General features: G+C 63.7%; 32 protein-coding genes. 19 read left to right on the forward strand and 13 right to left on the reverse strand.

Features of this window, described 5'->3' with window-relative positions; all coding sequences use genetic code 11:
- Positions 1 to 30 precede the first annotated feature (30 nt).
- The gene (gene gmk, locus NCHOL11_RS08185; protein ID WP_097091875.1) at positions 31 to 696 is read right to left on the reverse strand and encodes a guanylate kinase; all 666 of its coding nucleotides are present in this window, start codon (positions 694 to 696) and stop codon (positions 31 to 33) included.
- A gap of 60 nt (positions 697 to 756) precedes the next feature.
- Between gmk and NCHOL11_RS08190 the strand changes: the two genes are divergently transcribed.
- Positions 757 to 1,326 carry a DUF2585 domain-containing protein gene (locus NCHOL11_RS08190; protein ID WP_097091876.1) on the forward strand — a complete coding sequence of 190 codons (570 nt, stop codon included), beginning with the start codon at positions 757 to 759 and terminating at the stop codon, positions 1,324 to 1,326.
- On the opposite strand, the gene NCHOL11_RS08195 is transcribed toward NCHOL11_RS08190, so the two are convergent.
- From NCHOL11_RS08195 to NCHOL11_RS08205, 3 genes are all read right to left on the reverse strand, one after another.
- Complete coding sequence (locus tag NCHOL11_RS08195) at positions 1,323 to 1,670, reverse strand: hypothetical protein (RefSeq protein WP_097091877.1); 348 nt, start codon at positions 1,668 to 1,670, stop codon at positions 1,323 to 1,325. The genes NCHOL11_RS08190 and NCHOL11_RS08195 overlap by 4 nt on opposite strands.
- Before the next feature lie 39 nt (positions 1,671 to 1,709).
- Positions 1,710 to 3,092, reverse strand: a complete 1,383-nt coding sequence (fumC, locus tag NCHOL11_RS08200) for a class II fumarate hydratase (protein ID WP_097091878.1) — start codon at positions 3,090 to 3,092, stop codon at positions 1,710 to 1,712.
- Positions 3,093 to 3,158: 66 nt separating this feature from the next.
- Complete coding sequence (locus NCHOL11_RS08205; RefSeq protein ID WP_097091879.1) at positions 3,159 to 3,635, reverse strand: SspB family protein; 477 nt, start codon at positions 3,633 to 3,635, stop codon at positions 3,159 to 3,161.
- Positions 3,636 to 3,733: 98 nt separating this feature from the next.
- Between NCHOL11_RS08205 and hisB the strand changes: the two genes are divergently transcribed.
- The 6 genes from hisB (at position 3,734) to NCHOL11_RS08235 (ending at position 7,472) form a co-directional block, all read left to right on the forward strand.
- Positions 3,734 to 4,321, forward strand: a complete 588-nt coding sequence (gene hisB, locus NCHOL11_RS08210; protein ID WP_097091880.1) for an imidazoleglycerol-phosphate dehydratase HisB — start codon at positions 3,734 to 3,736, stop codon at positions 4,319 to 4,321.
- Positions 4,318 to 4,935, forward strand: coding sequence for an imidazole glycerol phosphate synthase subunit HisH (gene hisH / locus NCHOL11_RS08215; RefSeq protein ID WP_097091881.1), 618 nt, complete (start codon positions 4,318 to 4,320; stop codon positions 4,933 to 4,935). Before hisB ends, hisH begins: the two co-directional genes overlap by 4 nt.
- A 27-nt stretch (positions 4,936 to 4,962) precedes the next feature.
- Complete coding sequence (hisA, locus tag NCHOL11_RS08220) at positions 4,963 to 5,700, forward strand: 1-(5-phosphoribosyl)-5-[(5-phosphoribosylamino)methylideneamino]imidazole-4-carboxamide isomerase (RefSeq protein WP_097091882.1); 738 nt, start codon at positions 4,963 to 4,965, stop codon at positions 5,698 to 5,700.
- Positions 5,697 to 6,461, forward strand: a complete 765-nt coding sequence (gene hisF, locus NCHOL11_RS08225; RefSeq protein ID WP_097091883.1) for an imidazole glycerol phosphate synthase subunit HisF — start codon at positions 5,697 to 5,699, stop codon at positions 6,459 to 6,461. Before hisA ends, hisF begins: the two co-directional genes overlap by 4 nt.
- A gap of 46 nt (positions 6,462 to 6,507) precedes the next feature.
- Positions 6,508 to 6,828 carry a phosphoribosyl-ATP diphosphatase gene (locus tag NCHOL11_RS08230; RefSeq protein WP_097092826.1) on the forward strand — a complete coding sequence of 107 codons (321 nt, stop codon included), beginning with the start codon at positions 6,508 to 6,510 and terminating at the stop codon, positions 6,826 to 6,828.
- 71 nt (positions 6,829 to 6,899) lie between these two features.
- On the forward strand, positions 6,900 to 7,472 hold the full coding sequence (locus NCHOL11_RS08235; protein WP_097091884.1) for a hypothetical protein: 573 nt from the start codon (positions 6,900 to 6,902) through the stop codon (positions 7,470 to 7,472).
- Here NCHOL11_RS08235 and NCHOL11_RS08240 read toward each other — a convergent pair.
- Complete coding sequence (locus tag NCHOL11_RS08240; protein WP_097092827.1) at positions 7,456 to 8,373, reverse strand: histone deacetylase family protein; 918 nt, start codon at positions 8,371 to 8,373, stop codon at positions 7,456 to 7,458. The genes NCHOL11_RS08235 and NCHOL11_RS08240 overlap by 17 nt on opposite strands.
- Positions 8,374 to 8,432: 59 nt before the next feature.
- Here NCHOL11_RS08240 and NCHOL11_RS08245 point away from each other — a divergent pair, with 59 nt between their 5' ends.
- From NCHOL11_RS08245 to NCHOL11_RS08255, 3 genes are all read left to right on the forward strand, one after another.
- Positions 8,433 to 9,884, forward strand: a complete 1,452-nt coding sequence (locus NCHOL11_RS08245; protein ID WP_097091885.1) for a L,D-transpeptidase family protein — start codon at positions 8,433 to 8,435, stop codon at positions 9,882 to 9,884.
- 6 nt (positions 9,885 to 9,890) lie between these two features.
- Entirely contained in the window at positions 9,891 to 10,181 is a 291-nt protein-coding gene (locus tag NCHOL11_RS08250; protein WP_097091886.1) for a hypothetical protein, read from the forward strand.
- 90 nt (positions 10,182 to 10,271) lie between these two features.
- On the forward strand, positions 10,272 to 10,952 hold the full coding sequence (locus NCHOL11_RS08255) for a murein L,D-transpeptidase catalytic domain-containing protein (RefSeq protein ID WP_097091887.1): 681 nt from the start codon (positions 10,272 to 10,274) through the stop codon (positions 10,950 to 10,952).
- 127 nt (positions 10,953 to 11,079) lie between these two features.
- Here NCHOL11_RS08255 and NCHOL11_RS08260 read toward each other — a convergent pair whose 3' ends face one another.
- The 6 genes from NCHOL11_RS08260 to NCHOL11_RS08285 form a co-directional block, all read right to left on the reverse strand.
- The gene (locus NCHOL11_RS08260) at positions 11,080 to 11,775 is read right to left on the reverse strand and encodes an ATP12 family chaperone protein (protein WP_097091888.1); all 696 of its coding nucleotides are present in this window, start codon (positions 11,773 to 11,775) and stop codon (positions 11,080 to 11,082) included.
- Complete coding sequence (locus tag NCHOL11_RS08265) at positions 11,772 to 12,026, reverse strand: hypothetical protein (RefSeq protein ID WP_097091889.1); 255 nt, start codon at positions 12,024 to 12,026, stop codon at positions 11,772 to 11,774. The genes NCHOL11_RS08260 and NCHOL11_RS08265 overlap by 4 nt, the downstream gene beginning before the upstream one ends.
- Positions 12,023 to 12,682, reverse strand: a complete 660-nt coding sequence (locus NCHOL11_RS08270; RefSeq protein ID WP_097091890.1) for an HAD-IA family hydrolase — start codon at positions 12,680 to 12,682, stop codon at positions 12,023 to 12,025. The genes NCHOL11_RS08265 and NCHOL11_RS08270 overlap by 4 nt, the downstream gene beginning before the upstream one ends.
- Positions 12,679 to 13,998 (reverse strand): RluA family pseudouridine synthase, encoded by a 1,320-nt coding sequence (locus NCHOL11_RS08275; protein WP_097091891.1) that lies wholly within the window; start codon positions 13,996 to 13,998, stop codon positions 12,679 to 12,681. The genes NCHOL11_RS08270 and NCHOL11_RS08275 overlap by 4 nt, the downstream gene beginning before the upstream one ends.
- Positions 13,995 to 14,378 carry a fluoride efflux transporter CrcB gene (crcB, locus tag NCHOL11_RS08280; RefSeq protein WP_097091892.1) on the reverse strand — a complete coding sequence of 128 codons (384 nt, stop codon included), beginning with the start codon at positions 14,376 to 14,378 and terminating at the stop codon, positions 13,995 to 13,997. The genes NCHOL11_RS08275 and crcB overlap by 4 nt, the downstream gene beginning before the upstream one ends.
- A 61-nt stretch (positions 14,379 to 14,439) precedes the next feature.
- A complete protein-coding gene (locus NCHOL11_RS08285; protein WP_097091893.1) occupies positions 14,440 to 15,162 on the reverse strand; it encodes a hypothetical protein in 723 nt (240 codons plus the stop codon).
- Positions 15,163 to 15,314: 152 nt separating this feature from the next.
- Between NCHOL11_RS08285 and NCHOL11_RS08290 the strand changes: the two genes are divergently transcribed.
- Together NCHOL11_RS08290 and rarD are read left to right on the forward strand one after the other, a co-directional pair.
- Positions 15,315 to 15,536, forward strand: a complete 222-nt coding sequence (locus NCHOL11_RS08290; RefSeq protein WP_097091894.1) for a hypothetical protein — start codon at positions 15,315 to 15,317, stop codon at positions 15,534 to 15,536.
- The gene (rarD, locus tag NCHOL11_RS08295) at positions 15,533 to 16,435 is read left to right on the forward strand and encodes an EamA family transporter RarD (RefSeq protein ID WP_097092828.1); all 903 of its coding nucleotides are present in this window, start codon (positions 15,533 to 15,535) and stop codon (positions 16,433 to 16,435) included. The genes NCHOL11_RS08290 and rarD overlap by 4 nt, the downstream gene beginning before the upstream one ends.
- A gap of 11 nt (positions 16,436 to 16,446) precedes the next feature.
- On the opposite strand, the gene NCHOL11_RS08300 is transcribed toward rarD, so the two are convergent.
- Positions 16,447 to 17,778: a dihydroorotase gene (locus NCHOL11_RS08300; protein ID WP_097091895.1), complete on the reverse strand. Its 1,332-nt coding sequence runs from the start codon at positions 17,776 to 17,778 to the stop codon at positions 16,447 to 16,449.
- A 48-nt stretch (positions 17,779 to 17,826) separates the two neighbouring features.
- Here NCHOL11_RS08300 and ygfZ point away from each other — a divergent pair, with 48 nt between their 5' ends.
- Positions 17,827 to 18,564 (forward strand): CAF17-like 4Fe-4S cluster assembly/insertion protein YgfZ, encoded by a 738-nt coding sequence (ygfZ, locus tag NCHOL11_RS08305; protein WP_097091896.1) that lies wholly within the window; start codon positions 17,827 to 17,829, stop codon positions 18,562 to 18,564.
- Positions 18,561 to 19,331 carry a glutaminyl-peptide cyclotransferase gene (locus tag NCHOL11_RS08310; protein ID WP_097091897.1) on the forward strand — a complete coding sequence of 257 codons (771 nt, stop codon included), beginning with the start codon at positions 18,561 to 18,563 and terminating at the stop codon, positions 19,329 to 19,331. Before ygfZ ends, NCHOL11_RS08310 begins: the two co-directional genes overlap by 4 nt.
- Before the next feature lie 11 nt (positions 19,332 to 19,342).
- On the opposite strand, the gene NCHOL11_RS08315 is transcribed toward NCHOL11_RS08310, so the two are convergent.
- Positions 19,343 to 19,648 (reverse strand): plasmid stabilization protein, encoded by a 306-nt coding sequence (locus NCHOL11_RS08315; RefSeq protein ID WP_097091898.1) that lies wholly within the window; start codon positions 19,646 to 19,648, stop codon positions 19,343 to 19,345.
- 113 nt (positions 19,649 to 19,761) lie between these two features.
- On the opposite strand from NCHOL11_RS08315, the gene NCHOL11_RS08320 reads away from it, so the two are divergent.
- The 5 genes from NCHOL11_RS08320 to NCHOL11_RS08340 all read left to right on the forward strand — a co-directional run bounded on the left by NCHOL11_RS08320 (position 19,762) and on the right by NCHOL11_RS08340 (position 23,299).
- Positions 19,762 to 20,094 (forward strand): hypothetical protein, encoded by a 333-nt coding sequence (locus NCHOL11_RS08320; protein WP_097092829.1) that lies wholly within the window; start codon positions 19,762 to 19,764, stop codon positions 20,092 to 20,094.
- Positions 20,091 to 20,324, forward strand: a complete 234-nt coding sequence (locus tag NCHOL11_RS08325) for a hypothetical protein (RefSeq protein WP_097091899.1) — start codon at positions 20,091 to 20,093, stop codon at positions 20,322 to 20,324. The genes NCHOL11_RS08320 and NCHOL11_RS08325 overlap by 4 nt, the downstream gene beginning before the upstream one ends.
- Positions 20,325 to 20,444: 120 nt before the next feature.
- Positions 20,445 to 21,374, forward strand: a complete 930-nt coding sequence (locus NCHOL11_RS08330) for a DUF808 domain-containing protein (protein WP_097091900.1) — start codon at positions 20,445 to 20,447, stop codon at positions 21,372 to 21,374.
- A gap of 144 nt (positions 21,375 to 21,518) precedes the next feature.
- Positions 21,519 to 22,895, forward strand: coding sequence for an MATE family efflux transporter (locus tag NCHOL11_RS08335; RefSeq protein WP_097092830.1), 1,377 nt, complete (start codon positions 21,519 to 21,521; stop codon positions 22,893 to 22,895).
- An 83-nt stretch (positions 22,896 to 22,978) separates the two neighbouring features.
- Entirely contained in the window at positions 22,979 to 23,299 is a 321-nt protein-coding gene (locus NCHOL11_RS08340) for a hypothetical protein (protein ID WP_097092831.1), read from the forward strand.
- The last annotated feature ends 9 nt before the right edge of the window (positions 23,300 to 23,308 follow it).

Genomic DNA, 23,308 nt, shown 5'->3' on the forward strand with positions numbered 1-23,308 from the left:
AACCCTGAGATTGAGAAGACAGCGGCTTCTTCAATCTTCCTGATAATAGCGGCTCAACCGGCGGATGAAGCCGATGAGGCCAGTCTGGCGGCTGCGCTTCATGCGTTCGGCATGCAGGATCGTCTGGACTCGCTGGAAACAATCCTCGGCATCGACATTGCAGAGCACATAATCATAGCCGTCCCAATGCGCGATTTCATTGGCGGCACGGGACATGCGGCCCTGAATCACTTCCTCGCTGTCGGTCGCCCTGCCACGCAGGCGGCGCTCCAGCTCCTCCATCGAGGGTGGCAGGATGAACACGCGCACGACATCGCCTCCTGCGATCTGGTGCAGCTGCTGCGCGCCTTGCCAGTCGATGTCGAACAGGACATCGCGTCCGCTCTTCAGCATCGCTTCCACAGGCGCGCGCGGCGTGCCGTAGCGTTGGCCGAAGACATGCGCCCATTCGAGGAATTCATGGTCCGCCGTCATCCGGCGAAACTCCTCCAGATCGACGAAATGATAATCCTTGCCCTCTACTTCACCCGGACGCATCGGCCGCGTGGTCGCGGACACCGACATGGCAAGGTCCGGCTCTGCGGCCAGAAGCTTGCGCGCGATGGTGGATTTGCCCGCGCCCGATGGCGAGGAGAGAACGAAGAGCACGCCACGCCGCTTGAAATCGGGCGTCTCAATGGGGATGCTGTCGGCCATGGCCGCTAGTGACGCCGTGGAACGCATTTGGCAAGAGGGGTGACAAGGGGGGGACGATAGTTGAGACGCAAGGCATTACGCAATCGCCGGGGCTTCGTGGCCGCCGGGATCATCGTGCTGCTGACCTGCGCGCTACTGTTCCTGATGGCGCGGCCGCCGATCTGCACATGCGGCCATGTCGATCTGTGGCATGGGGCGCTGGACAGCGGCAATAGCCAGCATATCGCCGACTGGTACAGCCTCAGCCATGTGATCCACGGCTTTATCTTCTATGCAGGCGCTTGGGCGATGATGCGGCGGCAACCGCTTGGGCCACGCTTCGCACTTGCCGTGTTGGTCGAGTCTATCTGGGAAATATTAGAGAATTCGCCGATCATCATAGACCGCTATCGGGCCGCGACCATTGCCTTGGGCTATAGCGGCGACAGCATCCTCAACTCCATGAGCGACATCGGGATGATGGCGCTGGGCTTCCTGATCGCTGCCCGTGCTCCAGTGGCGGTGACGGTGCGCCTTGGCATGGCGCTGGAACTCATCGCGCTCATAGCGATACGCGACAATCTGACGCTGAACGTGCTGATGCTTGCCTGGCCGATCGAGGCGGTAAAAAGCTGGCAGTCGGCCCTTTAAACCTTTTTGGCGCGCGCTTCGCGGGCTTCAGTGATGGGCACAGGTTCGTTGCTGAGGTCGGGGAGCGCCTTTACCGCGCGCTTGCGATCGACCTCGCGCTTGGTCTCATAGGCCTTGCCCGCGAGATAAGCGCCAGTGACGAACAGCGCGCCCAGCGGATAGCGCATGATCAACCGCTTTGCGCCCAAGCCGGCGACGAGGCCGACGGCGCCTTTCTTGCCCGTCGCCGCAGCGACACGAGCGGCCACCACGGCGGCGCCCAGACGCGCCGTCTTTCGCAACAGCCCCGCCTTGCGCGGCGGGCGGATGGTGACGAGCGGCTGATTGGAAGTGATCTTCTTCATGAAGCCTTAATGTATCGCAAGAGCGGCGGTTCCGCCAGTTCACACCATATTTTCAGGCCGAACGAGCCGGTCGAAGCTTTCTTCGTCGACAAGGCCAAGAGCGAGGCCCGCTTGCCTCAGCGTCAGCCCCTCTGCATGCGCATGTTTCGCGATCTTGGCGGCATTGTCATAGCCGATTTCGGGCGCAAGAGCAGTGACCAGCATCAATGACCTGTCGACCAGTTCGGCGATGCGTTTTTCATTCGCTTCCAGCCCCTCAACACAGCGCTCGGCGAAGCTTTGCATGCCGACGCTGAGCAGGTGGATCGAGCGCAGCACGGCCGCACCGATCATCGGTTTGAAGACGTTCAGCTCCAGATGACCCTGAAGACCGCCGACGCTCACCGCCTGATGATTGCCGATCACCTGGGCCGCGACCATGGTCAGCATCTCGCACTGGGTTGGGTTGACCTTGCCCGGCATGATGGAACTGCCCGGTTCGTTGGCGGGAAGGTCCAACTCGCCAAGTCCCGAGCGCGGCCCGCTGCCCAGCAGACGGATATCGTTGGCGATCTTGGTCAGCGCCACCGCCAGTGTGGCGAGGGTCGAAGAAAGATGGACGAGCGGATCGTTGGAGGCGAGCGCTTCGTATTTATTATCGGCGGTCCGGAACGGCAGGCCGGTAATGGCCGCGATCTCCCTTGCCATGGCGATGCCGAAGCCCTCCGGCGCGTTGAGCCCCGTCCCCACCGCCGTTCCACCTTGAGCCAGCGCCATCATGCCGTGCATCACGGCTGGCTCTATCCGATGACGGCAGCGGTAGAGCTGGTGCGCATAGCCGGAAAATTCCTGACCCAACGTCAGCGGCGTTGCGTCCTGTAGATGCGTGCGGCCGATCTTCACGATATCGCCCCAGGCCTGCGCCTTGTCATCCAGCGCCTTGTGCAGGCGATCGAGCGCCGGGAAGAGCTGCTCCATCGCGGCACGCGCGGCGGCGATGTGGAGGGCGGTCGGGAAGCTGTCGTTGGACGACTGGCCCATATTCACATGATCATTGGGATGGACGGGCGACTTGCCGCCCCGCTTGCCAGTCAAAGCTTCGTTGGCGATGCCCGCGATCACCTCATTGACGTTCATGTTGGATTGGGTGCCGCTGCCCGTCTGCCAAATGACGAGGGGGAACTGGTCGTCATGGTCGCCTGCGATCACTTGACCGGCGGCTGCCTCGATCGCTTCGGCGAGTTCCGGCGCCAGTCCCTCCGTACGATTGACCCGAGCCGCAGCCTGTTTGACGATAGCGAGCGCGTGAACGATGCCGATCGGCATACGCTCCATCGCACCGAAGGGGAAATTTTCGATACTGCGCTGGGTCTGCGCGCCCCAATAGGCGTTGGCGGGCACCTCTATGGCGCCGATGCTGTCGGTTTCGGTGCGGCTTTCCATGCGAAGGCTCCCAGGACATGAGGTCCGGGAGCCAATCTGGTAATAGCGGCGGCTATCCGCCAGACATTATTTCTTCTTGCCGAAATCCACGGTGACGACGTTAGAGCCGTCTTCGGTCGTTACCTGAGGCGCGTCATTCTCCGCTTCCTCATGCGGTTCGGGCGGAACGTCCGACTGTACCTGGAACTGGAGCGCGAAATTCACGGCCGGATCGACAAAGGCGGTAATCGCCGCGAAGGGAATCGAAAGATGCGCTGCAACCTGGTTGAAGGTCAGGCTGACGCCGAAGCCATCGCCCCCCACCTTCAGGTCCCAGAATTTATTCTGGAGGACGATGGTCATCTCGTCAGGGAAACGCTCGACAAGCTGCTTGGGGATTTCCACACCCGGCGCCTGCGTCTTGAAGGTGATGTAGAAATGATGCGTGCCCGGCAGGCCGCCTGAATGCTCCACTTCACCCAGCACCCGGCCGACCACCGCGCGCAGGGCCTCCTGCACGATTTCGTCATAGGGAATCAGGCTGTCAGGCAAGTCATCGCTCATCCCCCATTGTCCTAACGGCGCGGCGCGGCTGGTCAAGAGCAGGCCACACATGCAACGCCACATTGCAAGGTGCCCCCACTTCGGTATAGGGCGCAGCCATGCGCACGGGCGAAATTCACCGCAACACTGCGGAAACGCAGATCGACGTGACCGTCAACCTCGACGGCACGGGGGTCTATACCGTCTCCACCGGGATCGGCTTCCTCGATCACATGATCGAGCAGCTGTCGCGGCACTCGCTGATCGACATGGAAGTGAAGACGGTCGGCGACCTGCATGTCGACCAGCATCACACGACCGAAGACACCGCGATCGCCATTGGCGAGGCTGTGGCAAAGGCGCTGGGCGACAAGCGCGGCATCACCCGCTACGGCAGCGTCTATTCGCCGATGGACGAGACGCTCACCCGCGTGTCGCTCGACATTTCCGGCCGCCCCTGGTTGGTGTTCAAGGCGCCCTTCACCGTGCAGCGGCTGGGCGAATGGGATACCGAGATGATCGAGCACTGGTTCCACAGCTTCGCACAGGCTGCCGGGATCACGCTGCATGTGGAAAATCTCTATGGCAGCAACAATCACCATATCGTCGAAAGCTGCTTTAAAGGGCTTGCCCGCGCGCTGCGCCAGGCGGTGGAGATCGACCCGCGCAAGGCGGATGCGATCCCCTCGACCAAGGGGATGCTGTGACCACCCTCGCCCTCATCGATTACGGCGCAGGCAACCTTCATTCCGTCCATAATGCCCTGCGCAAGGCGGGAGCGGAGGATGCCGTCATCACCGCCGATCCTGCGCTGGTGGCGAAGGCCGATCGCATCGTCCTGCCGGGCGTCGGAGCTTTTCGCGCGTGCATGGATGCGCTTTCCGCCATCCCCGGCATGATCGACGCGATGAACGAAGCTGTGGGCGAGCGCGGCACGCCCTTCCTGGGCGTGTGCGTCGGCATGCAGTTACTCGCGGACGCGGGCGAGGAATTCGGCCGGCATGAGGGTCTGGGGTGGGTGCCCGGCACAGTAAGGCGTATCGAGCCGAATGATCCCGCGATCAAAGTGCCGCACATGGGCTGGAACAAGGTGACGCTGAATGGAGCGCCGCCGCTGCTGGAAACGGGCGAGGCCTATTTCCTGCACAGCTATCATTTCGAAGCCGATGATCCTGCTCATGTCGCTGCGGTCACCGATCATGGCGGCCCGCTGGTGGCAGCGGTTGCCCGTGACACGATCATCGGTTGCCAATTCCATCCGGAAAAGAGCCAGACCTATGGTCTTTCCTTCCTCTCCCGTTTCCTGAAGTGGCGTCCGTGACCCCTCTTCGCTCGTTCGGATATTGATATGAGCCTGATCGTTTTCCCTGCAATCGACCTTAAAGGTGGACAGGTCGTCCGCCTGGCCGAAGGCGATATGAACCGCGCCACCGTCTATGGCGACGATCCCGCCGCGCAGGCGCTGATCTTCGCTGAAGCGGGCGCGGAGCATCTGCATGTCGTGGATTTGGACGGCAGCTTTGCGGGCCATGCGGTCAATGCCGAGGCGGTCGAGCGCATTGTCGAGGCCTTCCCCGGCCACGTCCAACTTGGCGGCGGTATCCGCAATCGCGAAGCGGTCGAGCGCTGGTTCGACCTTGGCGTGTCTCGCATCGTCATCGGCACGGCTGCATTGAAGGATCCGGCTTTCGTGAAAGCGGCGGCGCGTGACTTTCCCGGCGGTATCGTCGTTGCCGTCGATGCGCGGGACGGGTTCGTCGCGACTGACGGCTGGGCCGAAAAGTCCGACATGCCGATCGCTGACCTCGCCTGCCGGTTCGAGGATGCGGGCGTCGCAAGCCTGCTCTTCACGGATGTCGGCCGCGACGGCCTGCTCAAGGGTTGCAATATCGACGCAACCGTCGAGTTGGCGCGCGGAACGGACATTCCCGTGATCGCCAGCGGCGGCGTGGCAGGGATCGCGGACATTCGCGTTCTCAGCCTGCATGCCGATGAAGGCATCGAGGGCGTCATCACGGGACGTGCGCTTTACGACGGGCGGCTGGATTTGAAGGCGGCGCTGGCGATTGCAAAGGCGGCGGCGTGACCGTCTGCACCCGCGTCATCCCTTGCCTGGATGTCGCCAATGGCCGCGTGGTCAAGGGCGTGAACTTCGTCGATCTGCGCGACGCGGGCGATCCTGTCGAACAGGCCCGGGTCTATGACGCGGCTGGCGCGGACGAGCTGTGCTTCCTTGACATCACCGCGACCCATGAGGCGCGCGGCACCATATTGGACGTGGTGCGCCGCACGGCCGAGGTCTGCTTCATGCCCGTCACGGTGGGCGGCGGCGTGCGCAGCCCGGAGGATGCGCGGGCGCTGTTGCTCGCGGGGGCCGACAAGGTGGCCGTCAATAGTGCCGCAGTGGCGCGCCCCGAGGTAGTGGCCGATATAGCCGATCGCTTCGGCAGCCAGTGCATCGTCGGGTCGGTCGATGCCCGGCGCGTCGGGGACAAGCGCTGGGAAATCTTCACTCACGGTGGCCGCAAGCCCACCGGCATCGACGCGGTCGAACATGCTGTGAGGCTGGCCGAACTTGGGGCGGGCGAATTGCTGGTCACTTCAATGGATGGCGACGGCACGAAGCAGGGGTACGACCTCGCCCTCACCCGCACCATTGCCGACGCGGTATCCGTGCCCGTCATCGCGAGCGGCGGCGTGGGCACCTTGCAGCATCTGGTGGAAGGCGTGATCGAAGGTCATGCGAGCGCCGTGCTGGCCGCGTCCATCTTCCACTTTGGCCAGCATACTGTCGCCGAGGCGCATCAAGCACTGGCCGCTGCCGGCGTGCCGGTGCGTTCGCGGTGAGCAACTTTTCATTGACGGGCCGCGCGGTGAAGGCTTGATGGAACCCATGCGCTCGACCCTCCACGATCTTGAAAACACCATCCGGCAGCGGCGGACGGCTGATCCCTCGCAATCCTATGTGGCCAAGCTGACGGCTCGGGGCCGGGGAAAGATCGCGCAGAAAGTGGGCGAGGAAGCGGTGGAAACCGTGATCGCCGCCATGGCCTCCGACCGTGAAGGTGTAGTTGGCGAGAGCGCTGACCTGATCTTCCACCTGATGGTCTTACTCGCAGATCTCGATATCCCGCTCGACGCCGTGCTGGATGAGTTGGACCGCCGGGAGGGCGTGTCGGGCATCGCCGAAAAGGCGGCCCGGCCAAAGGACTGACCGGCTGCCGGAAAGAAATCCAGCCATCCGCGTTTCCTGATCTGCTTTAAGCCGAACAGGGAGACCACGGCATGGTAAGAACGATCGCGGGCGGCATATTGGGCGGCTTCGCTCTTTTCATCATCCGCTTCCTATTCTGGCAGACGCCGCTGAGCGCCCTTGCCCTGCATCGCGCGGGTGAAGCGCCCGGCGCCAACCTTCAGGCAGCGCTGGCCCAATCACTGACGCCGACCGGAACGGGCGTCTACATCGTCCCTGACCCGGCCACCGCGCAAGGCACGATCCTGTACGGAAAGGGTCCAATCGCGACCATCTTCTATAACAGTAGCGGCTTTCCAGTGACCGACAGCGCCGCGCTGATCGGTGGCCTGGTCCTCGCCCTCATCGCAGGTGTCGTCATCGCATTGGCGCTGAGGTTCGCGGCGGCGGACTTTGGCAGCCGCGCGCGCATCGCCCTGCTTTCGGCATTGGCCGCGGTGTTATGGCTGGACATCGGGCAGGCCGTGTTCAACCACGCGCATTGGGGCTACATCCTCTACCTCGCCTTCAGCGATTTTATCGCGCTGGCCGCAGCCGGGCTTATCGCCGCCCGGCTGATCGCTACGGCTCCGGTCGCTTCGCCCAGCGCTACAACGATGCACTGAAGCCGCTACCCGCCTCCTCAGCAAGCCGGATCATGCAGGCGGCATGACGCTCCGCCACCGCCATCCTGTCCTCGCCATAACCGCCGCCCATGGTGCTGGCGAGCGGGATGCCGCGGCGGCGGGCTTCCCGCATGACGGCGCGGTCGCGCGCATCCAGCCCCGCATCGCTGAGCGCCAACCTTCCCAGCCGGTCGTCGGCATGGGGGTCGACCCCGGCCTGGTACAGGATCAGGTCCGGACCGAAGCTATCGAGCGCCTGCGGCAACACCTGCATCAGCATCGCGATATAATCCGCGTCACCCACGCCGTCAGGCAATGCGACGTCGAGCGAGGAACGCATCTTGCGTGCGGGGAAGTTCTTCTCCGCATGGATCGAGAGGGTGAAGACATCATCCCGCCCAGCCATCAACTGCGCGGTGCCGTCCCCCTGATGAACGTCAAGATCAAGGATGAACACGCGCTGCGCGTCCCCTTCCCTGATCAAACGATTCGCAGCGATGGCGAGATCGTTGAACACGCAATAGCCCGCACCGCTGTCATAAAGCGCATGATGGCTGCCGCCCGCCGCATTGGCAGCATAGCCATGCACCATCGCCAGCTTCGCCGCCGCCCAGGTTCCGCCAGGCGAAAGCATCGACCGCCGCATGGTCCGTTCATTGACGGCAAAGCCGATCCGCCGCTGCTTGTCGCGCGGCACCGTCAGGGTCGCGACCTCTTCGACATAGTCGGGGTCGTGCACCGCCTCTATCCAAGGACGGGGCATGGGCGCGGGTTCATGGAGCGTAAAGGCAGCGCCGCTTAGCCTAAGTGCTTCCATAACCAGCCCATATTTATCAAAACGAAAGCGGCTGCGTGCTGTTGCAGGAGAAACATAGGCAGGATGGTGAACGACATGGAGCATCATCTTTTTTCCGCGATGATAAGTTTGAACGATGAGGGCTTTGCGCTATCTGGTCCAGCATGAACCGTCCCGATTTGATCCGTTTTTGCCTCAGCCCCCTCATCGGCCTCGCCGCCGCGCCAGCGATTGCGCAGCCGCCTGCGGTTGTGCCGACGCTGCCACCGTCCGCGCCGCCGGTCATCGCACCGCCCGCTGTGGTGACGCCGCCAGTCCCCATCCCGCCGCTGTCGGCCGCGCAACAGGCCTGGCTCAACAACTGGCTGAAGGGCGGCGCCGAGCAGGGCCTGATGGCCCGCAGCAAGGCGACGGCATCGCTTTCCGGCGATGCCCTGGTGTCCGCTGTGCTGGACCGGGCGAAGGCGCTCAGCACGGGAAGGGTGGATACCGCAGACTTTCTCGACATCTGGGCGCTTCGCCCGGCCACTTTTGATCCGCGCCCCGGGCTCGCACGCGCCATTGTCGAAGACCGCCTGCCCCAATGGGCGTCCGGCCTGACGCCGCCTTATTCCGGCTATGATGGCCTGCGTCGTGGGCTTGCCGCCTATGAGCGGATTCGCGATGCGGGCGGCTGGCCTGTCCTGAATGCCAAGTCCGCGCCCGACGCGGTGCGCAAGCGTCTCGCGATCGAGGACAAGAGCGTGCAGCCGGGCGAAGCGCTGACCGACGTGCTGCAACGGGCACAGCGGCGCTATGGGTTGAACCCGACCGGCCTGCTCGATGCGCGCACGCTCAAGGAACTTAATGTTCCGGTCGAGGACCGTATCGCGGCCATCATGGCGAACATGGAACGCTGGCGCTGGATGCCGCGCCAACTGCCGGTCAATCGCGTTCAGGTGAACATCGCCGCTGCCGTGCTCACCGTCTTCGAAGGCGATCAGCCGGTCACCTCCATGCGCGCCGTCACCGGGTCGCCCGACAATGCGACGCCGATGCTGACGTCCAGCATCCATTCCATCGTCGTCAATCCGCCATGGAATGTCCCGTCTTCCATCGCGAAGAAGGAATTGTGGCCAAAGGGGCGCGCGGCGTTGCTGCGGCAGGGCTACAAGATCGTGGGCACTCCGGAAAACGGGGAGCGGATCGTTCAGCCCGCAGGTCCCAGCAGCGCGCTTGGCCGGTTGAAGTTCGACTTCAACAATCCCTTCGCAGTCTACCTGCATGACACGCCCGCCCGCGCGAAATTCTCCAGTTATGACCGGCTCGCCAGCCATGGCTGCATCCGGCTTGAAAAGCCGGTGCCGCTCGCGGAACTGATGGTGCAGAGCGATCCCAAGCTGGCGGGCAAGGTCCAGTCGCTGATCGACACCGGCAAGACGCAGCGCGTGCAGTTGCCCAAGGAAGTGGCGGTCTATCTGCTTTACTGGACCGCCTTTGCCAGCGGTAACGGCACCATGAATTTCCGGTCCGATCCCTATGGCTGGGACAAGCTTCTCGCCCGGAAGATCGAAGCATCCAGCCGCCGCCTTGATCCCACCGCCGCACCTGCGCCAACCATCGCATCGAAGGACTAAGACCCCATGCGCAAGATTGCCCTCGCCGCCCTTGCTGGCGCGCTCGCCCTGTCCGCTTGCGGGAAGAAGGAAGAGCAGGCGCCCGCGACCAACAACATGGTCGAACCCCCGGTTGAAAATGTGATCATCGAGGAACCGGAAGCGCCGCTGCCGCCAGCCAATAATGCCGTGGCCGCGCCGGAACCTGCGCCGCCGCCAAGCATTTCCGAGCAGCAGCAAATCCAGGATGACGCTGAAGCGACCGGCATGACCGCACGGTTGGACCAGTCGTCCGAGGCGAGCAACTCGACCGATTGAGCCGAAGGATGGCCACCTTCGGACGAGTGGCGGCGGCCTGTCTTCGCCCCGCCCTTTAAGCGGGCGCGGAGCTTTGCTATATTGCGATTCATGGATCGCCGCAGTTTTACGAAGGCCGCTTTGAGCGGACTTGCCTTTTCTTTTCTAGCAGATAGCGCGGGTCGCGCGGCTTTGACGGCCAACCTACAGCCCGCCGCGCCTGTGCCGCCACCCGTTACGCCTCACCCGGTAACGCCGTTGACGCGGCAGCCCTATGCGCGGCTGCTCGATCGGGCGAAAGCGGCACTGGACGAGCATGCGCATATGTTCGAACTGCGCGACCGTATCGCGCTGGCCGACTTCAACGCCCCCTCGCGCGAGTTGCGCTTCCACATCGTCGATTTGCTGGGAGGGCACGCCAGTTCCTACCTTGTGTCTCATGGCCGGGGATCTGATCCGGGTCATTCGGGTTGGCTGCAAACATTTTCCAACGAACCGAATTCGCTCGCCAGTTCGGCGGGCGCGTACAAGACTGGCCAGATTTACGAGGGGCAGCATGGCCGGGCCATGCGGCTCGCGGGTCTGGACGCGCAAAACAACAATGCCGAAATGCGGGCGATCGTGATCCACGGCGCAGATTATGTGAGCGAAGACCATATCGCGACATGGGGCAAGATCGGCCGGAGCGAAGGCTGTTTTGCCGTTGCCCGGCATATGCTGCCGCAGTTGCTGGGCCTGCTCGGGCCGGGTCGCATGATCTACGCGAACAAGCTTACCGCCATGGGGGCTTGAGGTCGGGCGTACCCGCCCAGCGCCATTACCGCCCTTCTCAAGCAAAATGTGCTTAATCCTAGCCATGCGACCGCTCGGGCGAACGGGGGTAGAGGTTGTGTCGGTTTAGGGTGATCCAGCTCTAAACCTATTGCGCCACCAACTCGCAGAATCGCTGCGCCATGGCGAACTCTTCTCTCCGCCGTGCCGCCCGGGCGGCAGCTTCGGCGTCCTCGCCCCATTGTTCGACTTCCCAAGCCTCGTCGATTTCCGAAGCGGTCCAGATCGCGTTGGCGTCATGCCCGCCTTCGACAATCGCCAGACCGCAGACCAGCGATCCCGACAGCGTCACCAAAGTCGACAAGCCTGCCAGCGTGAAGGGATCATAGGCTTTCACCGCTGCGTCCAGCCGCTCCAGAGTCTCTGGCGGCTGATCGACGGGAATAATCCCCTGCGTCACCCGGAAAGTGACGTCATAACGCTGCCGCGCCCAGTCCAGCAGCGGGTCCCAGGCCGCCGCTTCCCGCGAAACCAGTTCCGCCGGTCCTTCGGCGCGGTAGCAGAGGAGGTCGCTGGTCCCGTAATTGGCTATACCCGCCGCGAAGCTTTCGCGATGGGGCGCGATCTGATCGATCGCACCGTTGGCGAGCCCGGTAAAAGGCATGGAACGCGGATCGACGGTATCACCCTGCCGCCGCCATTCATCCGCCACAGCCTCCGCCAGCCGCGCCGTCGGCAATGCCAGGGCAGCGCGCGCAGGCGTGCGCACCGGGCGGCGATCAAGCTGGACCTCATGCCCGGCGCCGCCGGAAATCACCGCGACATCCTTATAAAAGCGTTTCATTGCGGCGGTCTCCGGAACAGGCTCAGCAGCAGGCGCGGCACGATGACGAACTGAAACAGGCCGACCAGCACGAAGATCATGCCCATCGCCTTCGCCTTGCCGCCTTGAACCCAGCTGAAACGCTCCATCAGGATCAGGAAGCCGAACATCACGAGCAAGGCGCCCGAGAGGCGGAATATGCCGAGCGCAAAGTGACGCTGGCGCGCGACCTTTTCAGGATCGACTGGAGGCGGAGGAGGAAAGTCGGTCATGCTGCGCGGATATGGGCATTGAGTTCGTCGCTGTCCATCGCCACGCCATGGGCGCCTGCCGCGATCAGGTCAGCGGGCGGATGATAGCCCCAGCCAACGCCCAGTGCCCTTGTGCCAGAATTAAGCGCCATGTCGATGTCATAGCTGGTGTCGCCGATCATCACCGTCGTCTCCGGAATCGCCCCTGCATCCGCCATCGCAGTCAGCAACATGGAAGGATGCGGTTTCGACGGATGCCGATCAGCGGTCTGCAACGTCACGAAATGCGCATGAATGCCATGATGCGACAGGCAGAGGTTCAGCCCGCGATCGGACTTACCCGTCGCCACCCCCAGCAGCCATCCATCCGCATTCAGTTGCCGGATCAACTCCGCGATGCCGGGATAGAGCGGTTCCGACACGGCGTTGTCCCGGCGCATCTGTTGAAAGGCGCGCTTATAGCTTTCCGAAAGATGGTCGTGAAAGTCCGCCTCCGCTTCGGGCAGCAGGCGCGCGATCGCCAGAGGTAGCGACAGCCCGACCACGGACAATATGGTTGTGCGGTCAGGCACCGCCAGCTTCTCGCCCTCGAACGCCAGCGTCATTGCCGTGCAAATGCTGTGCTGGCTGTCGACCAGAGTGCCGTCGCAATCGAAGACGGCCAGGCGATTGCTCATTTCTTGCGCGGCCCGCCCGCCCCTCTGGACCGCCGCTCGCCCCGCCGCCCCTTTCGCAGCTGCTTGGCGTGAGCGCGCGCGGCCTTCTTCTCATCCTCGCGGGTGGGCGCGCGCGCGATTTCCTCGTCCAGCGGCAGGTCGCCTGCGTTGATGTCGAAGCCGAGCGAGACGAGGCTCGTCGCGAAATGCTCGGGTAGTTCGGCGCGCACGTCGACCCGGCCGCCATCGGGATGATCAACCCGAATGCGGCGCGCGTGCAGATGCATCTTCCGGCTGATCGTGCCCGACAGAAAGGCTTCCTTGCCGCCATATTTGCCATCGCCAACGATCGGATGGCCGATTGCCGCCATATGCACACGCAACTGATGCGTGCGGCCGGTATGGGGTTGCAGCTCTACCCAGGCGGCGCGGTTGCCCGCGCGTTCGATGACGCGATAACGCGAGCGGGCGGGCAAGCCCTCCTCCTCATCAACATGCATCTTCTCGCCACCCGTGCCCGGCTGCTTGGCGATCGGCAGTTCGATCATGCCGTCCTCGATCGACGGCACGCCCATGACGATCGCCCAATAGACCTTGCGCGCGGTGCGGCTGGAAAAGGCCTTCGCGAAATAGGCGGCTGACCGGGCCGTGCGGGCGATCAGCAGCGCGCCGGACGTATCCTTGTCCAGCCGGTGTACAAGCTTCGGGCGCTGGTCCAGTTCGAACTCCAGAGCGTCGAGCAAGCCGTCGACATGGTCATCGGTCTTGGTGCCGCCCTGCGTCGCGAGGCCCGGCGGCTTGTTGATGACGATCGCCTGCGCGTCGCGATGGATCACCATATTCTGCGCGAAGCTGATCTGGTCTTCGCTAAGCTCCGGCCTCACCCGGCGGGGCTTGGCCGTCTCGGCAGCTTTAGGCTCGGCGGGGGGAACGCGGATCAGCTGGCCTTCGGTCACGCGGTCGCCCGGCGCAGCGCGTGCGCCATCGACCCGCAACTGGCCGGTGCGTGCCCACCGCGAGACGCTGTTGAAGCCGATGTCGGGCAGGTGGCGCTGGAACCAGCGATCCAGCCGAATGCCGTCGTCATCCGCCCCAACACGGAATTGACGCACGTCCAGCGAAATGCCCTTGGGCGCTCCAGTCTTGGGCGTCGCGGTCTTTGGCGCAGCGGTTTTGGCGGCAGCGGGCTTGGAAGCAGGCTTCGCCGGTGACTTGGGCCCATCCGGCTTGCGGGCGCGCGCCGCCTTTGCACCACCACGGGCGCGACCGGGCGCGCCGCCACCGGGCTTGCCCCCGCGCGACGGACCGGAAGGCTTGCCGGGAGGACGTCCCTTCATGCCACGCTCCGCATCATGCCAAGGCCCAGGACCAGCGCGCCGACGGCCGCGATGACCGACAGGACGGCATAGCTCATGGCCATGACCAACTGCCCGCGCTCGATCATCAGCACGGTTTCGAGGCTGAAGGAAGAAAAGGTGGTGAAGCCGCCAAGCAGACCAACGGCCAGCAACAGGCGCAGGGCCTCGCCCGAAGCGCTGCCGAACCGCGCCAGCCATCCGGCGAGCAGTCCCATGGCAAAGCCACCGAGCACATTCGCGGCGAAGGTTCCCCAGGGCCATTGCGCACCCGGCAGCATGTGACCGGCAAAGCGGCCCAGCTGATAGCGCGCCAGCGCGCCCACCGCGCCGCCGCCCATGACTAGGAGGATATTGTTCATCCCGCCCGCCCTAGAGGCAAATCGCGGTAAAGAAAATGGCAGCGCGTGCCTTTCTGCGCGCTTACTGCCCCTTGTCGGCGATTATATCGACGTTCGTGCGTCCGCCAGGCGCTGCGGTGAAGATCATGAGGTAGGCTGCGCCATCATCCTTGCGCGTGCCGCCCAGCACATGATCACCACCCATGATCCGATATTCTGCGTCGAAGCCGGAACGGCGCGCCTGGGTGTAATAATAGTCCATGACGTTCTGGCGCGGCACTGGCGTGACGAAAGTCGCAGCCCGGAGCGTACAGCCATTCTTGTCCGCGCCCGCAGCTTCCTTCAACTGAGCGCCGGGATAGACGCCGAAAGGATCGGGCATGCGGCTTGCCCATTGCATGCCGTAGGCCAGTTGCTTGCGGCAGAAGATGTTGCCGCCGGGCTTATCCTGATCCTTCGCCATCGCAGCGAGCATGGCGGGGTTTTCCTTCCCGGGACCTTCCACAGCAGCAGGCGTCGCGAGCAGCTTGCCGCCCGCGAGCTTCACCGATTCGGCAAACGCCTTAGCCGCCTCGCCGCTCAGTTTCGGCGCATTCGCGCTGGCGGGCTGCCCGGACTGATCGGCATATTTGGGATCAACCCTGATCTTCCCATCCAATGCCTCCTGAAGGCCCGGATCGATGGCATTGTTGGTCAGCTGAGCGTCAAGCGCGTTCAGATCAGCGTCCTTGTCCCCTTTCCCACAGGCCGCGAGCGGCAGCGCGAGCAATAGGGCAGCGGCATAAACTGAACGGAAAGGCGGCATGACTTCACTCCTTCGTAAACAAGGGGTGAATGTCAGGAGTTAATTTTTCGTTAGGGATTGTGGTAAATCGCTAAATATTCCCATGCCATTCAGACGCGAATGGCATCCGCCGCCATCTTGCGCCAAGCGGCTACAAGGTCCATTTCAAGGCGATGCTGAACGTCCTCTCGGTCCTTATCGGCCTCTTCGCCTTCCTGCTGATGATCCCGGCATTCCTGCCGCTTTTGGGGATCGCCAACTGGCTTTTGGTGCCGATCGCCCTGTTCGGCGCCCTGATCGGCATCTTATCCACGCGCAACAGCGGCCGCAACCTGTGCCTGATCGTTGCGGCGATCGGCGCATTCCGACTGTTCCTGGGCGGAGGCATTTTCTGAATCCGCATGATCAGCAGGTCAGGGCCGGACTGTTCGCCGCGCTCGGCGCCTATGGCGTCTGGGGCCTGCTGCCCATCTTCTTCAAGCTGCTCCACAGCGTCAATGCTGTGGAGGTCGTATCGCAGCGCGTCCTCTGGTCGCTGGCGCTGATCCTTGGCGTACTTGCCGCACGGCGCAGCCTTGGGCAGCTGGCGGCGGCGTTGCGCGAGAGGCGGATCGTCCTGCCTCTCATGGCCTCGGCGGCCTTCATTGCGGTCAACTGGCTGGTCTATGTGTGGGCGGTGAATGATGGCCATGTCATCGCCGCCAGCCTCGGCTACTTCCTCAATCCGCTGGTCAACGTCGCGCTCGGCGTGCTGGTGTTGAAGGAAAGGCTGCGGCGGGGGCAGGCCATCGCTATCGCGATCGCAGCCGTCGGCGTGGCGATCATGGCAGCCGCCGCCTTCACCACCTTGTGGATCAGCGTGGGCCTCGCAGTCAGCTTCGCACTCTATGGCCTCATCCGCAAATTGACGCCGGTAGCACCCATGGTCGGATTGGGCGCGGAAACGCTGCTGCTCGCTCCCCTCGCCCTTGCCTCGCTGCTATGGCTGTGGGGGCATGGCGCCCTGAGCTTTGGACAGGATGGCTATATAATCAGCCTGCTCATCCTCTCGGGCGGGTTGACCACCATTCCGCTGATCCTGTTCGCCATGGCGGCACAGCGCCTGCCGCTAACGGTGCTGGGCCTGATCCAATATATCGCGCCGACGCTGCAATTCCTGTGTGGCGTGCTGCTCTATGGCGAGAAGTTGACGCAGGGCCAGATGATCAGCTTCGCCTTCATCTGGATCGGGCTTGTCCTGTTCGCGACCGACAGCCTCGCCGCCGCGCGCAAGAACAGGCTTGCGGCGGCGTAAGGCTTAAGGCGTCAGGCGAACTCGGTCGCTTCGAAGCGCACCGCCTCACCCACGGCCTCATTGGCAAGTGCATCTTCCCACATGACCCTGTTGCCGCGCACGATGGTGCCCACCGCCTTGCCGGTCAGTTCCATCCCCTCGAACGGTGACCAGTTGCAGCGCGACGCCAGCCAGTCGCTGCCGACCGTCCACCGCTTCTTGAGGTCAACGACAGTGAAGTCCGCATCATAACCGAGCGCGATCCGGCCCTTGCCGACAAGGCCGAACACGCGCTGCGGCCCGGATGATGTCAGTTCGATGAACCGGCGCAGCGACAAACGCCCTCCCGCTACATGGTTGAGCAGCAACGGCACCAGCGTCTGGACGCCGGGCATCCCGCTGGGCGACGCCGGATAGGCCTTGGCCTTCTCCTCCACCGTATGCGGGGCATGGTCGCTGCCCAGCACATCGGGCACGCCCTGATTGAGCCAGTGCCAGAGTCCATCGCGATGCGCCGCCGACCGGATCGGCGGGTTCATCTGCGCATAGGTGCCAAGCCGGGGATAGGCATCCTCGGCGGCCAGCGTCAGATGCTGCGGCGTCACTTCGCAGGTCGCGATATCCTTGTGTCCCGCAATATATTCCAGTTCCGCCGGAGTTGTAACGTGCAGGATATGGATTCGCCGCCGCGCCTGCCGGGCAAGGCCGATGATGCGCTTCGTGGCGATCATCGCGCTTTCATCGTCGCGCCAGATGGGGTGAGAGGATGGATCTCCCTCCACCCGCAAATCCTTGCGAGCGTTCATCCGCGCTTCGTCCTCGGCATGGACGGCAACGCGCCGCGTGCCGCTCGCCAACACGCGGGAGAGCGCCGCGTCATCGTCCACCAGCAGGCTGCCTGTCGATGCGCCCATGAAGATCTTCACGCCCGCCGTGCCGGGAATACGCTCCAGTTCCTTCAGCGCTTCGGCATTGTCCGCCGTCGCGCCGACATAGAAGGCATGGTCGCACCACATGCGGTGATGGGCGCGGGCCAGCTTGTCATGGACGCGCTCGGCACTGTCCGTATTCGGGTTTGTGTTCGGCATCTCGAACACGGCCGTGATACCGCCCAGCACGGCGGCGCGGCTTCCGGATTCAAGATCTTCCTTATGCTCAAGGCCCGGCTCGCGGAAATGCACCTGGCTGTCGATGCAGCCGGGCAGCACGTCCAGCCCCGTACAGTCGATGACCTCGCCCGCATCGCCCAGCGACGATCCGATCGCCACGACCTTGCCGCCGCGGACGCCGACATCGGTCTGTTCAGCGCCTCCAGGCGTGTGGACGGTGCCGTTCTTCAGGATCAGGTCGAAATTCTGGGACATGATTGCTCGCCGCTTGGATATGATCGGCGTCTGTCCTACCTAAAGCCGATGACCGGCACCACCCTAACCGACCGCGCACTCATCAGAATTTCAGGCGAAGAGGCGCGGCCCTTCCTTCAGGGCCTCCTCACCCGCGACGTCCTGACGCTCAGGGCAGGCGAACCGCGCTGGACGGGCCTGCTCACGCCGCAAGGCAAGGCGCTCTACGACTTCATCCTCTGGTCGGATGGCGACGATGTGCTGATCGATTGCGAGGCGGCGCAAGCCGAAGCGCTGGCCAAGCGGCTCACACTCTACCGCCTCCGCCGCAAGGTGGTGATTGAACGGGAGGAGATGCTGGCGGTTCATTGGTCGCTTGAAGCCCCCGGCAAGCCCGCCGATCCCCGCCTCGCCGCCCTCGGCCATCGCTGGCTCGCTCCGCCAGCACCCGGCGACGCCGCTGCCGCCTTCCGCGCGCACCGCCTGTCGCTCGGCATCTTCGAAGGGGCGGGCGAACTCGGCCAGGACCAGACACTATGGCTGGAGACCAATGCGGGCGAGCTAAACGGCGTGGACTTCGACAAGGGTTGCTATGTCGGTCAGGAAAACACGGCCCGCATGCATTATCGCAGCAAGGTGAACCGCCGCCTCGTCGCTGTGCCCTTGACGCAAGCCGACGAGAAGCGCCAGCGCGCCGCCCTTCCCGACCTTGGCCTGTCGATCGAACTGCGCCGGGTCGAAGATATCGATCCAGCAACGCTGCCCCCATGGCTCGCTGCCGCAATCGCGGAGCATGCCGCCGGATGAAGGGCCTACTGCTCGCCCTGCTCGGGGCCCTCAGCATTGCCGCCCCCGCATGGGCCGACACCCCCTGGACGCTGGTCAAGGCCTACCCCCATGACCCGAAAGCCTTCACCGAAGGGCTCTTCTTTCATGACGGCATGCTTTACGAGAGCACCGGCCTTGAGGGCCGGTCCGACATCCGCAAGGTCTCGCTCGAAGACGGCAAGGTGCTCGAAAGCCGCACCCTCGCTCCGCAATATTTCGGCGAGGGGATCGTCAACTGGAAGGATCGGCTGATCAGCCTCACCTGGCGTCATCGCCAAGGTTTCGTCTGGAAGCTCAACGGCTTCAAGCCGCTGTCGCAGTTCCGCTATGAAGGTGAAGGCTGGGGCCTGACCCAGGATGGCCGCAACCTCATCATGAGCGACGGCACATCGCAGCTGCGCTTCCTCGACCCCGACACGCTGCGCGAAGCCCGCCGCATCACCGTGACCTACAACGGCCGCCCGGTCGATCGCCTGAACGAGCTGGAATATGTAAAGGGAGAGCTGTGGGCGAACATCTGGTACGACACACGCATTGCCCGCATTGACCCTGCAACCGGCAAGGTCATCGACTGGATCAATATCGCCCCATTGATGCGCGAAAGCGGCGTCACGGATAGTGAGGGCGTGCCCAACGGCATCGCCTATGACCAGAAACGCGACCGCATTTTCGTCACCGGCAAATATTGGCCCAAGCTGTTCGAGATCCGCCTGAACCCCAAGGGCGGCGCATCGACGGGGAAGTAAGAGCCGGGGGCTCAGCTCGCCGCCCTCTTCCGCCGCGTTTCCCATCCCTTCTTCGCCGCAGCGGACCGATCAGCGGCAGACCGCCGCGTTGACGCCGCACCACCTTTCCGGCCACCCTTGCGCGAAGACTCATGCGTGTCGGGCTTCCCGCGTCCTGACCCCGACTTGTTGCCGCCGCCCGACTCCTTGTTCACCGTCGCCCAGGCGCGCCGTTCGGCCTCCTTGCGCGAGACGCCGCGCTCCTCATAGCCTTCCTCAATATGTTCGGCCTTGCGCTTCTGCTTGTCGGTATAGCTGCTCTTGTCGCCACGCGGCATGATTGACCTCCTGTCAGCATCTTCTCCTGCTACACCAACGATCGCCAGCCGATCCCGTTCACTGCCGCATGAGTTCGGCGGAACGGAAGGCAAGCAGCACGCGTTCCCCGGCCATGGAAGAGCGCACCCTTATCGAACGGCTCGCCCGTCACCTCGCCGTTGACGATCCGGATCAGTGGCACGCACGGGTCGCCGACGCCGCCAGCATCCTTGCCATCATGAAGGATCCTGATCCTGCCATGCGGGAGGCCGGCGATCAGGCGCAATGGCGCGCCATGATCAACGCAGCACTGCGGGAGCGATGGGTCGTCGCGACGCATCCCGGCGGCGACCATGCCGAACCCGGCACCGACGAAGAAGGCGAATTTTCGCTTCACCCGCACGAAGTGACCCGCGACCGTGCCGACTGGTATCATGTGCATGACAGGCAGGAGAAATCATCATGAAGGGGTTGTTGAAGCTCGCATTCATCGGCGGGCTTAGCGCCGTGGCATGGCGCGCCTGGCAGGACCGGCACGCTCCAGCGCCCGCGGATGACCGCGGCCCCGTCGGATCGTCGGGGATCGTCAGGGATGCAGGGCCCGAGGAACAGCATATCGACGCCAGCGACTGGGACATGGTCGATGAGCAGGTCGATGAGTCCTTCCCCGCAAGCGATCCGCCGGGCAACTATTGAGGCGTCAGCTGATCGATCCTGACGTGCGGGTCATTGCCCCTGCCCCGCCCCGTCTCTATGAGCCTGGGCGGTAACGGCTCGCGCTTCTGCCTGGGGCCTGAAACAGGGGAAATCTAGCCAATGCCTTCGGGTCTCATCGCGCTGCTCGACGATGTAGCGGGAATAGCCAAGCTTACAGCCACCTCGCTGGACGATGTTGCCGCCGCCGCGGGCAAGGCCGGGTCAAAGGCGGCGGGTGTCGTGATCGATGACGCGGCAGTGACCCCGCGCTATGTCGTTGGCCTGACGCCCGATCGCGAACTGCCCATCATCTGGAAGATCGCGCGCGGTTCGCTGCGCAACAAGCTGCTTTTCCTGTTGCCCGCCGCGCTGCTGATGAGTGCCTTTGCGCCGTGGCTTCTCCCGCCGCTGCTGATGCTGGGCGGCGCATTCCTCTGCTTCGAAGCGGTCGAAAAGCTGCTGGAAGCGGTGCAAGGCGGCCATGACGTGGCGGAGGAAGCGCTGGCCACGCACAGTTCGCAGGAATTAGAGGATCAGAAGGTGTCCGGCGCCATCCGCACCGACTTCATCTTGTCCGGTGAGATCATGGCGATCGCGCTCGGCACCGTTGCCGCGGAACCGCTCTGGGAACAGGCACTGATTCTGGTCGTAGTCGCGGTCCTCATTACGGCAGGCGTCTATGGGGTCGTCGGCTTCATCGTGAAGATGGACGACATCGGCCTGCACCTGGCCGAACGTTCTTCATCGGTGGCGCGCGCCGTGGGACGCGGGCTGGTCCATGCCATGCCCGTCCTGATGAAGATCCTCTCGGTGGTGGGCACCGCGGCCATGCTGTGGGTCGGCGGCGGCCTGATCGTCCATGGCCTGCATGAATTTCACTGGGACTTGATCCCCGGCGCCATCCACCACGCTGCCGAGAGCGTGGCAGCGACCGCGCCTGCGATCGGCCCCTTCCTCGATTGGACCGTGAACGCAATCGGCGGGGCCATCGTCGGCCTGGTAATCGGGGGAATCATCGTCGCGGTACTGCACTTGTTCAAAAGACATTAAGCACGCGACTGCATTCGAAGCTTGGTTGCCTGCCAGGTAAACCTTACCTCCGTTCGGGCTGAGCCTGTCGAAGCCCTTCTCAAGAATTGGAGCCGTTGGGCGAACGGCGCGAAGCCTGCCGAACAAGGCGAACTGAAGATGGAAATGCTCCAAACTCCGTCCCCTTGGCGCGTCGAAGCAAGCGCCCTGCTCGCGCTTGCCCTACCTATGATCGCGGGTAACGTAGCGTGGGCAGGAATTGCCGCAACCGACCTTCTGCTGATCGGCCGCCTGGGCGCAAAGGGTGTGGCGGCGGGCGCGCTCGCCATCAACCTCTTCCATGCCCTGCTCATCTTCGGCATGGGCCTTGTCACAGCCGCCGCGCCGCTCATCGCCAACGAGCGAGGCCGCCGCCGCCATTCCGTTCGCGATGTTCGCCGCACGGTTCAGCAAACCCTGCGGGCCGCCTTTTTCTTTGTCCTCCCCGCCTGGCTCCTCCTCTGGCAGAGCGAGGCCATCCTGCTCGCCATGGGCCAGCAGCCGGACCTCGCCCATCAGGCAGGCCTGATGATGCGCGGCCTGCAATGGGCCCTGCTCCCGTTCCTGGCCTTCACGACGTTGCGCAATTTCATATCCGCGCTGGAACGGCCGATCTGGGCCGTTGTCATCATGCTGCTCGCCATCCCCTTCAACGTCCTGGCTGGATGGGCGCTCATCTTCGGCAATTTCGGTTTGCCGGCGCTTGGGCTGCTGGGCGCGGGACTAGCCAGCACCCTTTCCTCCTGCTTTCTGTTCCTCAGCCTGCTTGGCGTCATACTGATCGACCGCCGCTTTCGTCGTTATCGGGTGATGGGCCGCTTCTGGACCCGCGACCGCGAGCGGCATCGTGCCGTCTGGGCCTTAGGCCTGCCGATCGCCATCACCGTGGGGTTTGAAACCACCGTGTTCAACGCCTCGGCATTGCTCATGGGCCTCATCGGTCAGGCTTCCCTCGCCGCCCATGCCGTCGCCATCCAGATCGCCGCGCTGCTGTTCATGGTGCCGATGGGCATCGGGCAGGCAGCGACCGTGCGCGTCGGCCTTGCCCACGGGCGCGGCGATTCAGCAGCGATCGGACGCGCGGGGTGGCTCGCGCTTCTTCTCGGCTTCGGCTTTGCACTGGGTGCCGCCATCCTGCTCATCACCGTTCCCCGCCTGCTGATCGGCGCATTTCTCGACCTGACCGATCCTGCCAACAACCAGACCGCAGCGCTTGCAGTGAGCTTCCTCGCGGTCGCTGCGCTGTTCCAGCTGGTCGACGCCACCCAGGCGGTCGCCGCAGGCGTCTTGCGCGGCCTGCACGACACCAAAGTGCCCATGATCTTTGCGCTCGTCGGCTATTGGATCATCGGCGTCGGCGTGGGGACCATCCTTGCCTTCCCGCTCGGCATGAAGGGCCTGGGCATCTGGTTCGGGCTGGCGAGCGGCCTTGGAGTGGTAGCGGTGCTGCTGCTCGCGCGATGGATGATGCGCTACCGGCTGGGCCTCGTCGGCTCACCCTGAAAAGCGCCCGGATGCACTTTAGGAGCATGCTGCGGCGCACAAAGCAATTGAAGACAGCCTGCGAATCGGTAATGACGACATTCATGACTGCCCCGACGACCATTTTCGAAGCCATCGCGCTCCAGAAATGCCTCAAGGCGACCTATAACAAGATGGTCGTCAAGCTGGCGCCCCACATCCTCTACACGCGCCATGATGAGATGTTCATCGACGCTGTCACCGTCGAGCGTGAAGGCGGCCCACCGCGCGAATTGAAGCTCGGAACGTTCAAGCTCGCGGGCCTCAACGACGTATCCATCCTCGATGAGACGTTCGAGGCCATGTACGGCCTCTACAATGAGGATGACGACAAATATAAGGGCGTGACCCTGTTCGCCGTCGCGCCTGAAAGCGCAGCCGCCTGACAATTTAAG

It is taken from the genome of Novosphingobium sp. Chol11, from assembly GCF_900218065.1.
GTDB classification, from domain to species: domain Bacteria; phylum Pseudomonadota; class Alphaproteobacteria; order Sphingomonadales; family Sphingomonadaceae; genus Sphingobium; species Sphingobium agri.

What these genes read in the sequence shown, in the direction of transcription:
- gmk (WP_097091875.1), bottom strand. Translation starts at nt 696, where the DNA reads ATGGCCGACAGCATCCCCATTGAGACGCCCGATTTCAAGCGGCGTGGC.
- NCHOL11_RS08195 (WP_097091877.1), bottom strand. Translation starts at nt 1,670, where the DNA reads ATGAAGAAGATCACTTCCAATCAGCCGCTCGTCACCATCCGCCCGCCG.
- fumC (WP_097091878.1), bottom strand. Translation starts at nt 3,092, where the DNA reads ATGGAAAGCCGCACCGAAACCGACAGCATCGGCGCCATAGAGGTGCCC.
- NCHOL11_RS08205 (WP_097091879.1), bottom strand. Translation starts at nt 3,635, where the DNA reads ATGAGCGATGACTTGCCTGACAGCCTGATTCCCTATGACGAAATCGTG.
- hisB (WP_097091880.1), top strand. Translation starts at nt 3,734, where the DNA reads ATGCGCACGGGCGAAATTCACCGCAACACTGCGGAAACGCAGATCGAC.
- hisA (WP_097091882.1), top strand. Translation starts at nt 4,963, where the DNA reads ATGAGCCTGATCGTTTTCCCTGCAATCGACCTTAAAGGTGGACAGGTC.
- NCHOL11_RS08230 (WP_097092826.1), top strand. Translation starts at nt 6,508, where the DNA reads ATGCGCTCGACCCTCCACGATCTTGAAAACACCATCCGGCAGCGGCGG.
- NCHOL11_RS08235 (WP_097091884.1), top strand. Translation starts at nt 6,900, where the DNA reads ATGGTAAGAACGATCGCGGGCGGCATATTGGGCGGCTTCGCTCTTTTC.
- NCHOL11_RS08240 (WP_097092827.1), bottom strand. Translation starts at nt 8,373, where the DNA reads ATGCTCCATGTCGTTCACCATCCTGCCTATGTTTCTCCTGCAACAGCA.
- NCHOL11_RS08245 (WP_097091885.1), top strand. Translation starts at nt 8,433, where the DNA reads ATGAACCGTCCCGATTTGATCCGTTTTTGCCTCAGCCCCCTCATCGGC.
- NCHOL11_RS08250 (WP_097091886.1), top strand. Translation starts at nt 9,891, where the DNA reads ATGCGCAAGATTGCCCTCGCCGCCCTTGCTGGCGCGCTCGCCCTGTCC.
- NCHOL11_RS08255 (WP_097091887.1), top strand. Translation starts at nt 10,272, where the DNA reads ATGGATCGCCGCAGTTTTACGAAGGCCGCTTTGAGCGGACTTGCCTTT.
- NCHOL11_RS08260 (WP_097091888.1), bottom strand. Translation starts at nt 11,775, where the DNA reads ATGAAACGCTTTTATAAGGATGTCGCGGTGATTTCCGGCGGCGCCGGG.
- NCHOL11_RS08265 (WP_097091889.1), bottom strand. Translation starts at nt 12,026, where the DNA reads ATGACCGACTTTCCTCCTCCGCCTCCAGTCGATCCTGAAAAGGTCGCG.
- NCHOL11_RS08270 (WP_097091890.1), bottom strand. Translation starts at nt 12,682, where the DNA reads ATGAGCAATCGCCTGGCCGTCTTCGATTGCGACGGCACTCTGGTCGAC.
- NCHOL11_RS08275 (WP_097091891.1), bottom strand. Translation starts at nt 13,998, where the DNA reads ATGAAGGGACGTCCTCCCGGCAAGCCTTCCGGTCCGTCGCGCGGGGGC.
- crcB (WP_097091892.1), bottom strand. Translation starts at nt 14,378, where the DNA reads ATGAACAATATCCTCCTAGTCATGGGCGGCGGCGCGGTGGGCGCGCTG.
- NCHOL11_RS08285 (WP_097091893.1), bottom strand. Translation starts at nt 15,162, where the DNA reads ATGCCGCCTTTCCGTTCAGTTTATGCCGCTGCCCTATTGCTCGCGCTG.
- NCHOL11_RS08290 (WP_097091894.1), top strand. Translation starts at nt 15,315, where the DNA reads ATGCTGAACGTCCTCTCGGTCCTTATCGGCCTCTTCGCCTTCCTGCTG.
- NCHOL11_RS08300 (WP_097091895.1), bottom strand. Translation starts at nt 17,778, where the DNA reads ATGTCCCAGAATTTCGACCTGATCCTGAAGAACGGCACCGTCCACACG.
- ygfZ (WP_097091896.1), top strand. Translation starts at nt 17,827, where the DNA reads ATGACCGGCACCACCCTAACCGACCGCGCACTCATCAGAATTTCAGGC.
- NCHOL11_RS08310 (WP_097091897.1), top strand. Translation starts at nt 18,561, where the DNA reads ATGAAGGGCCTACTGCTCGCCCTGCTCGGGGCCCTCAGCATTGCCGCC.
- NCHOL11_RS08315 (WP_097091898.1), bottom strand. Translation starts at nt 19,648, where the DNA reads ATGCCGCGTGGCGACAAGAGCAGCTATACCGACAAGCAGAAGCGCAAG.
- NCHOL11_RS08320 (WP_097092829.1), top strand. Translation starts at nt 19,762, where the DNA reads ATGGAAGAGCGCACCCTTATCGAACGGCTCGCCCGTCACCTCGCCGTT.
- NCHOL11_RS08325 (WP_097091899.1), top strand. Translation starts at nt 20,091, where the DNA reads ATGAAGGGGTTGTTGAAGCTCGCATTCATCGGCGGGCTTAGCGCCGTG.
- NCHOL11_RS08330 (WP_097091900.1), top strand. Translation starts at nt 20,445, where the DNA reads ATGCCTTCGGGTCTCATCGCGCTGCTCGACGATGTAGCGGGAATAGCC.
- NCHOL11_RS08335 (WP_097092830.1), top strand. Translation starts at nt 21,519, where the DNA reads ATGCTCCAAACTCCGTCCCCTTGGCGCGTCGAAGCAAGCGCCCTGCTC.
- NCHOL11_RS08340 (WP_097092831.1), top strand. Translation starts at nt 22,979, where the DNA reads ATGACTGCCCCGACGACCATTTTCGAAGCCATCGCGCTCCAGAAATGC.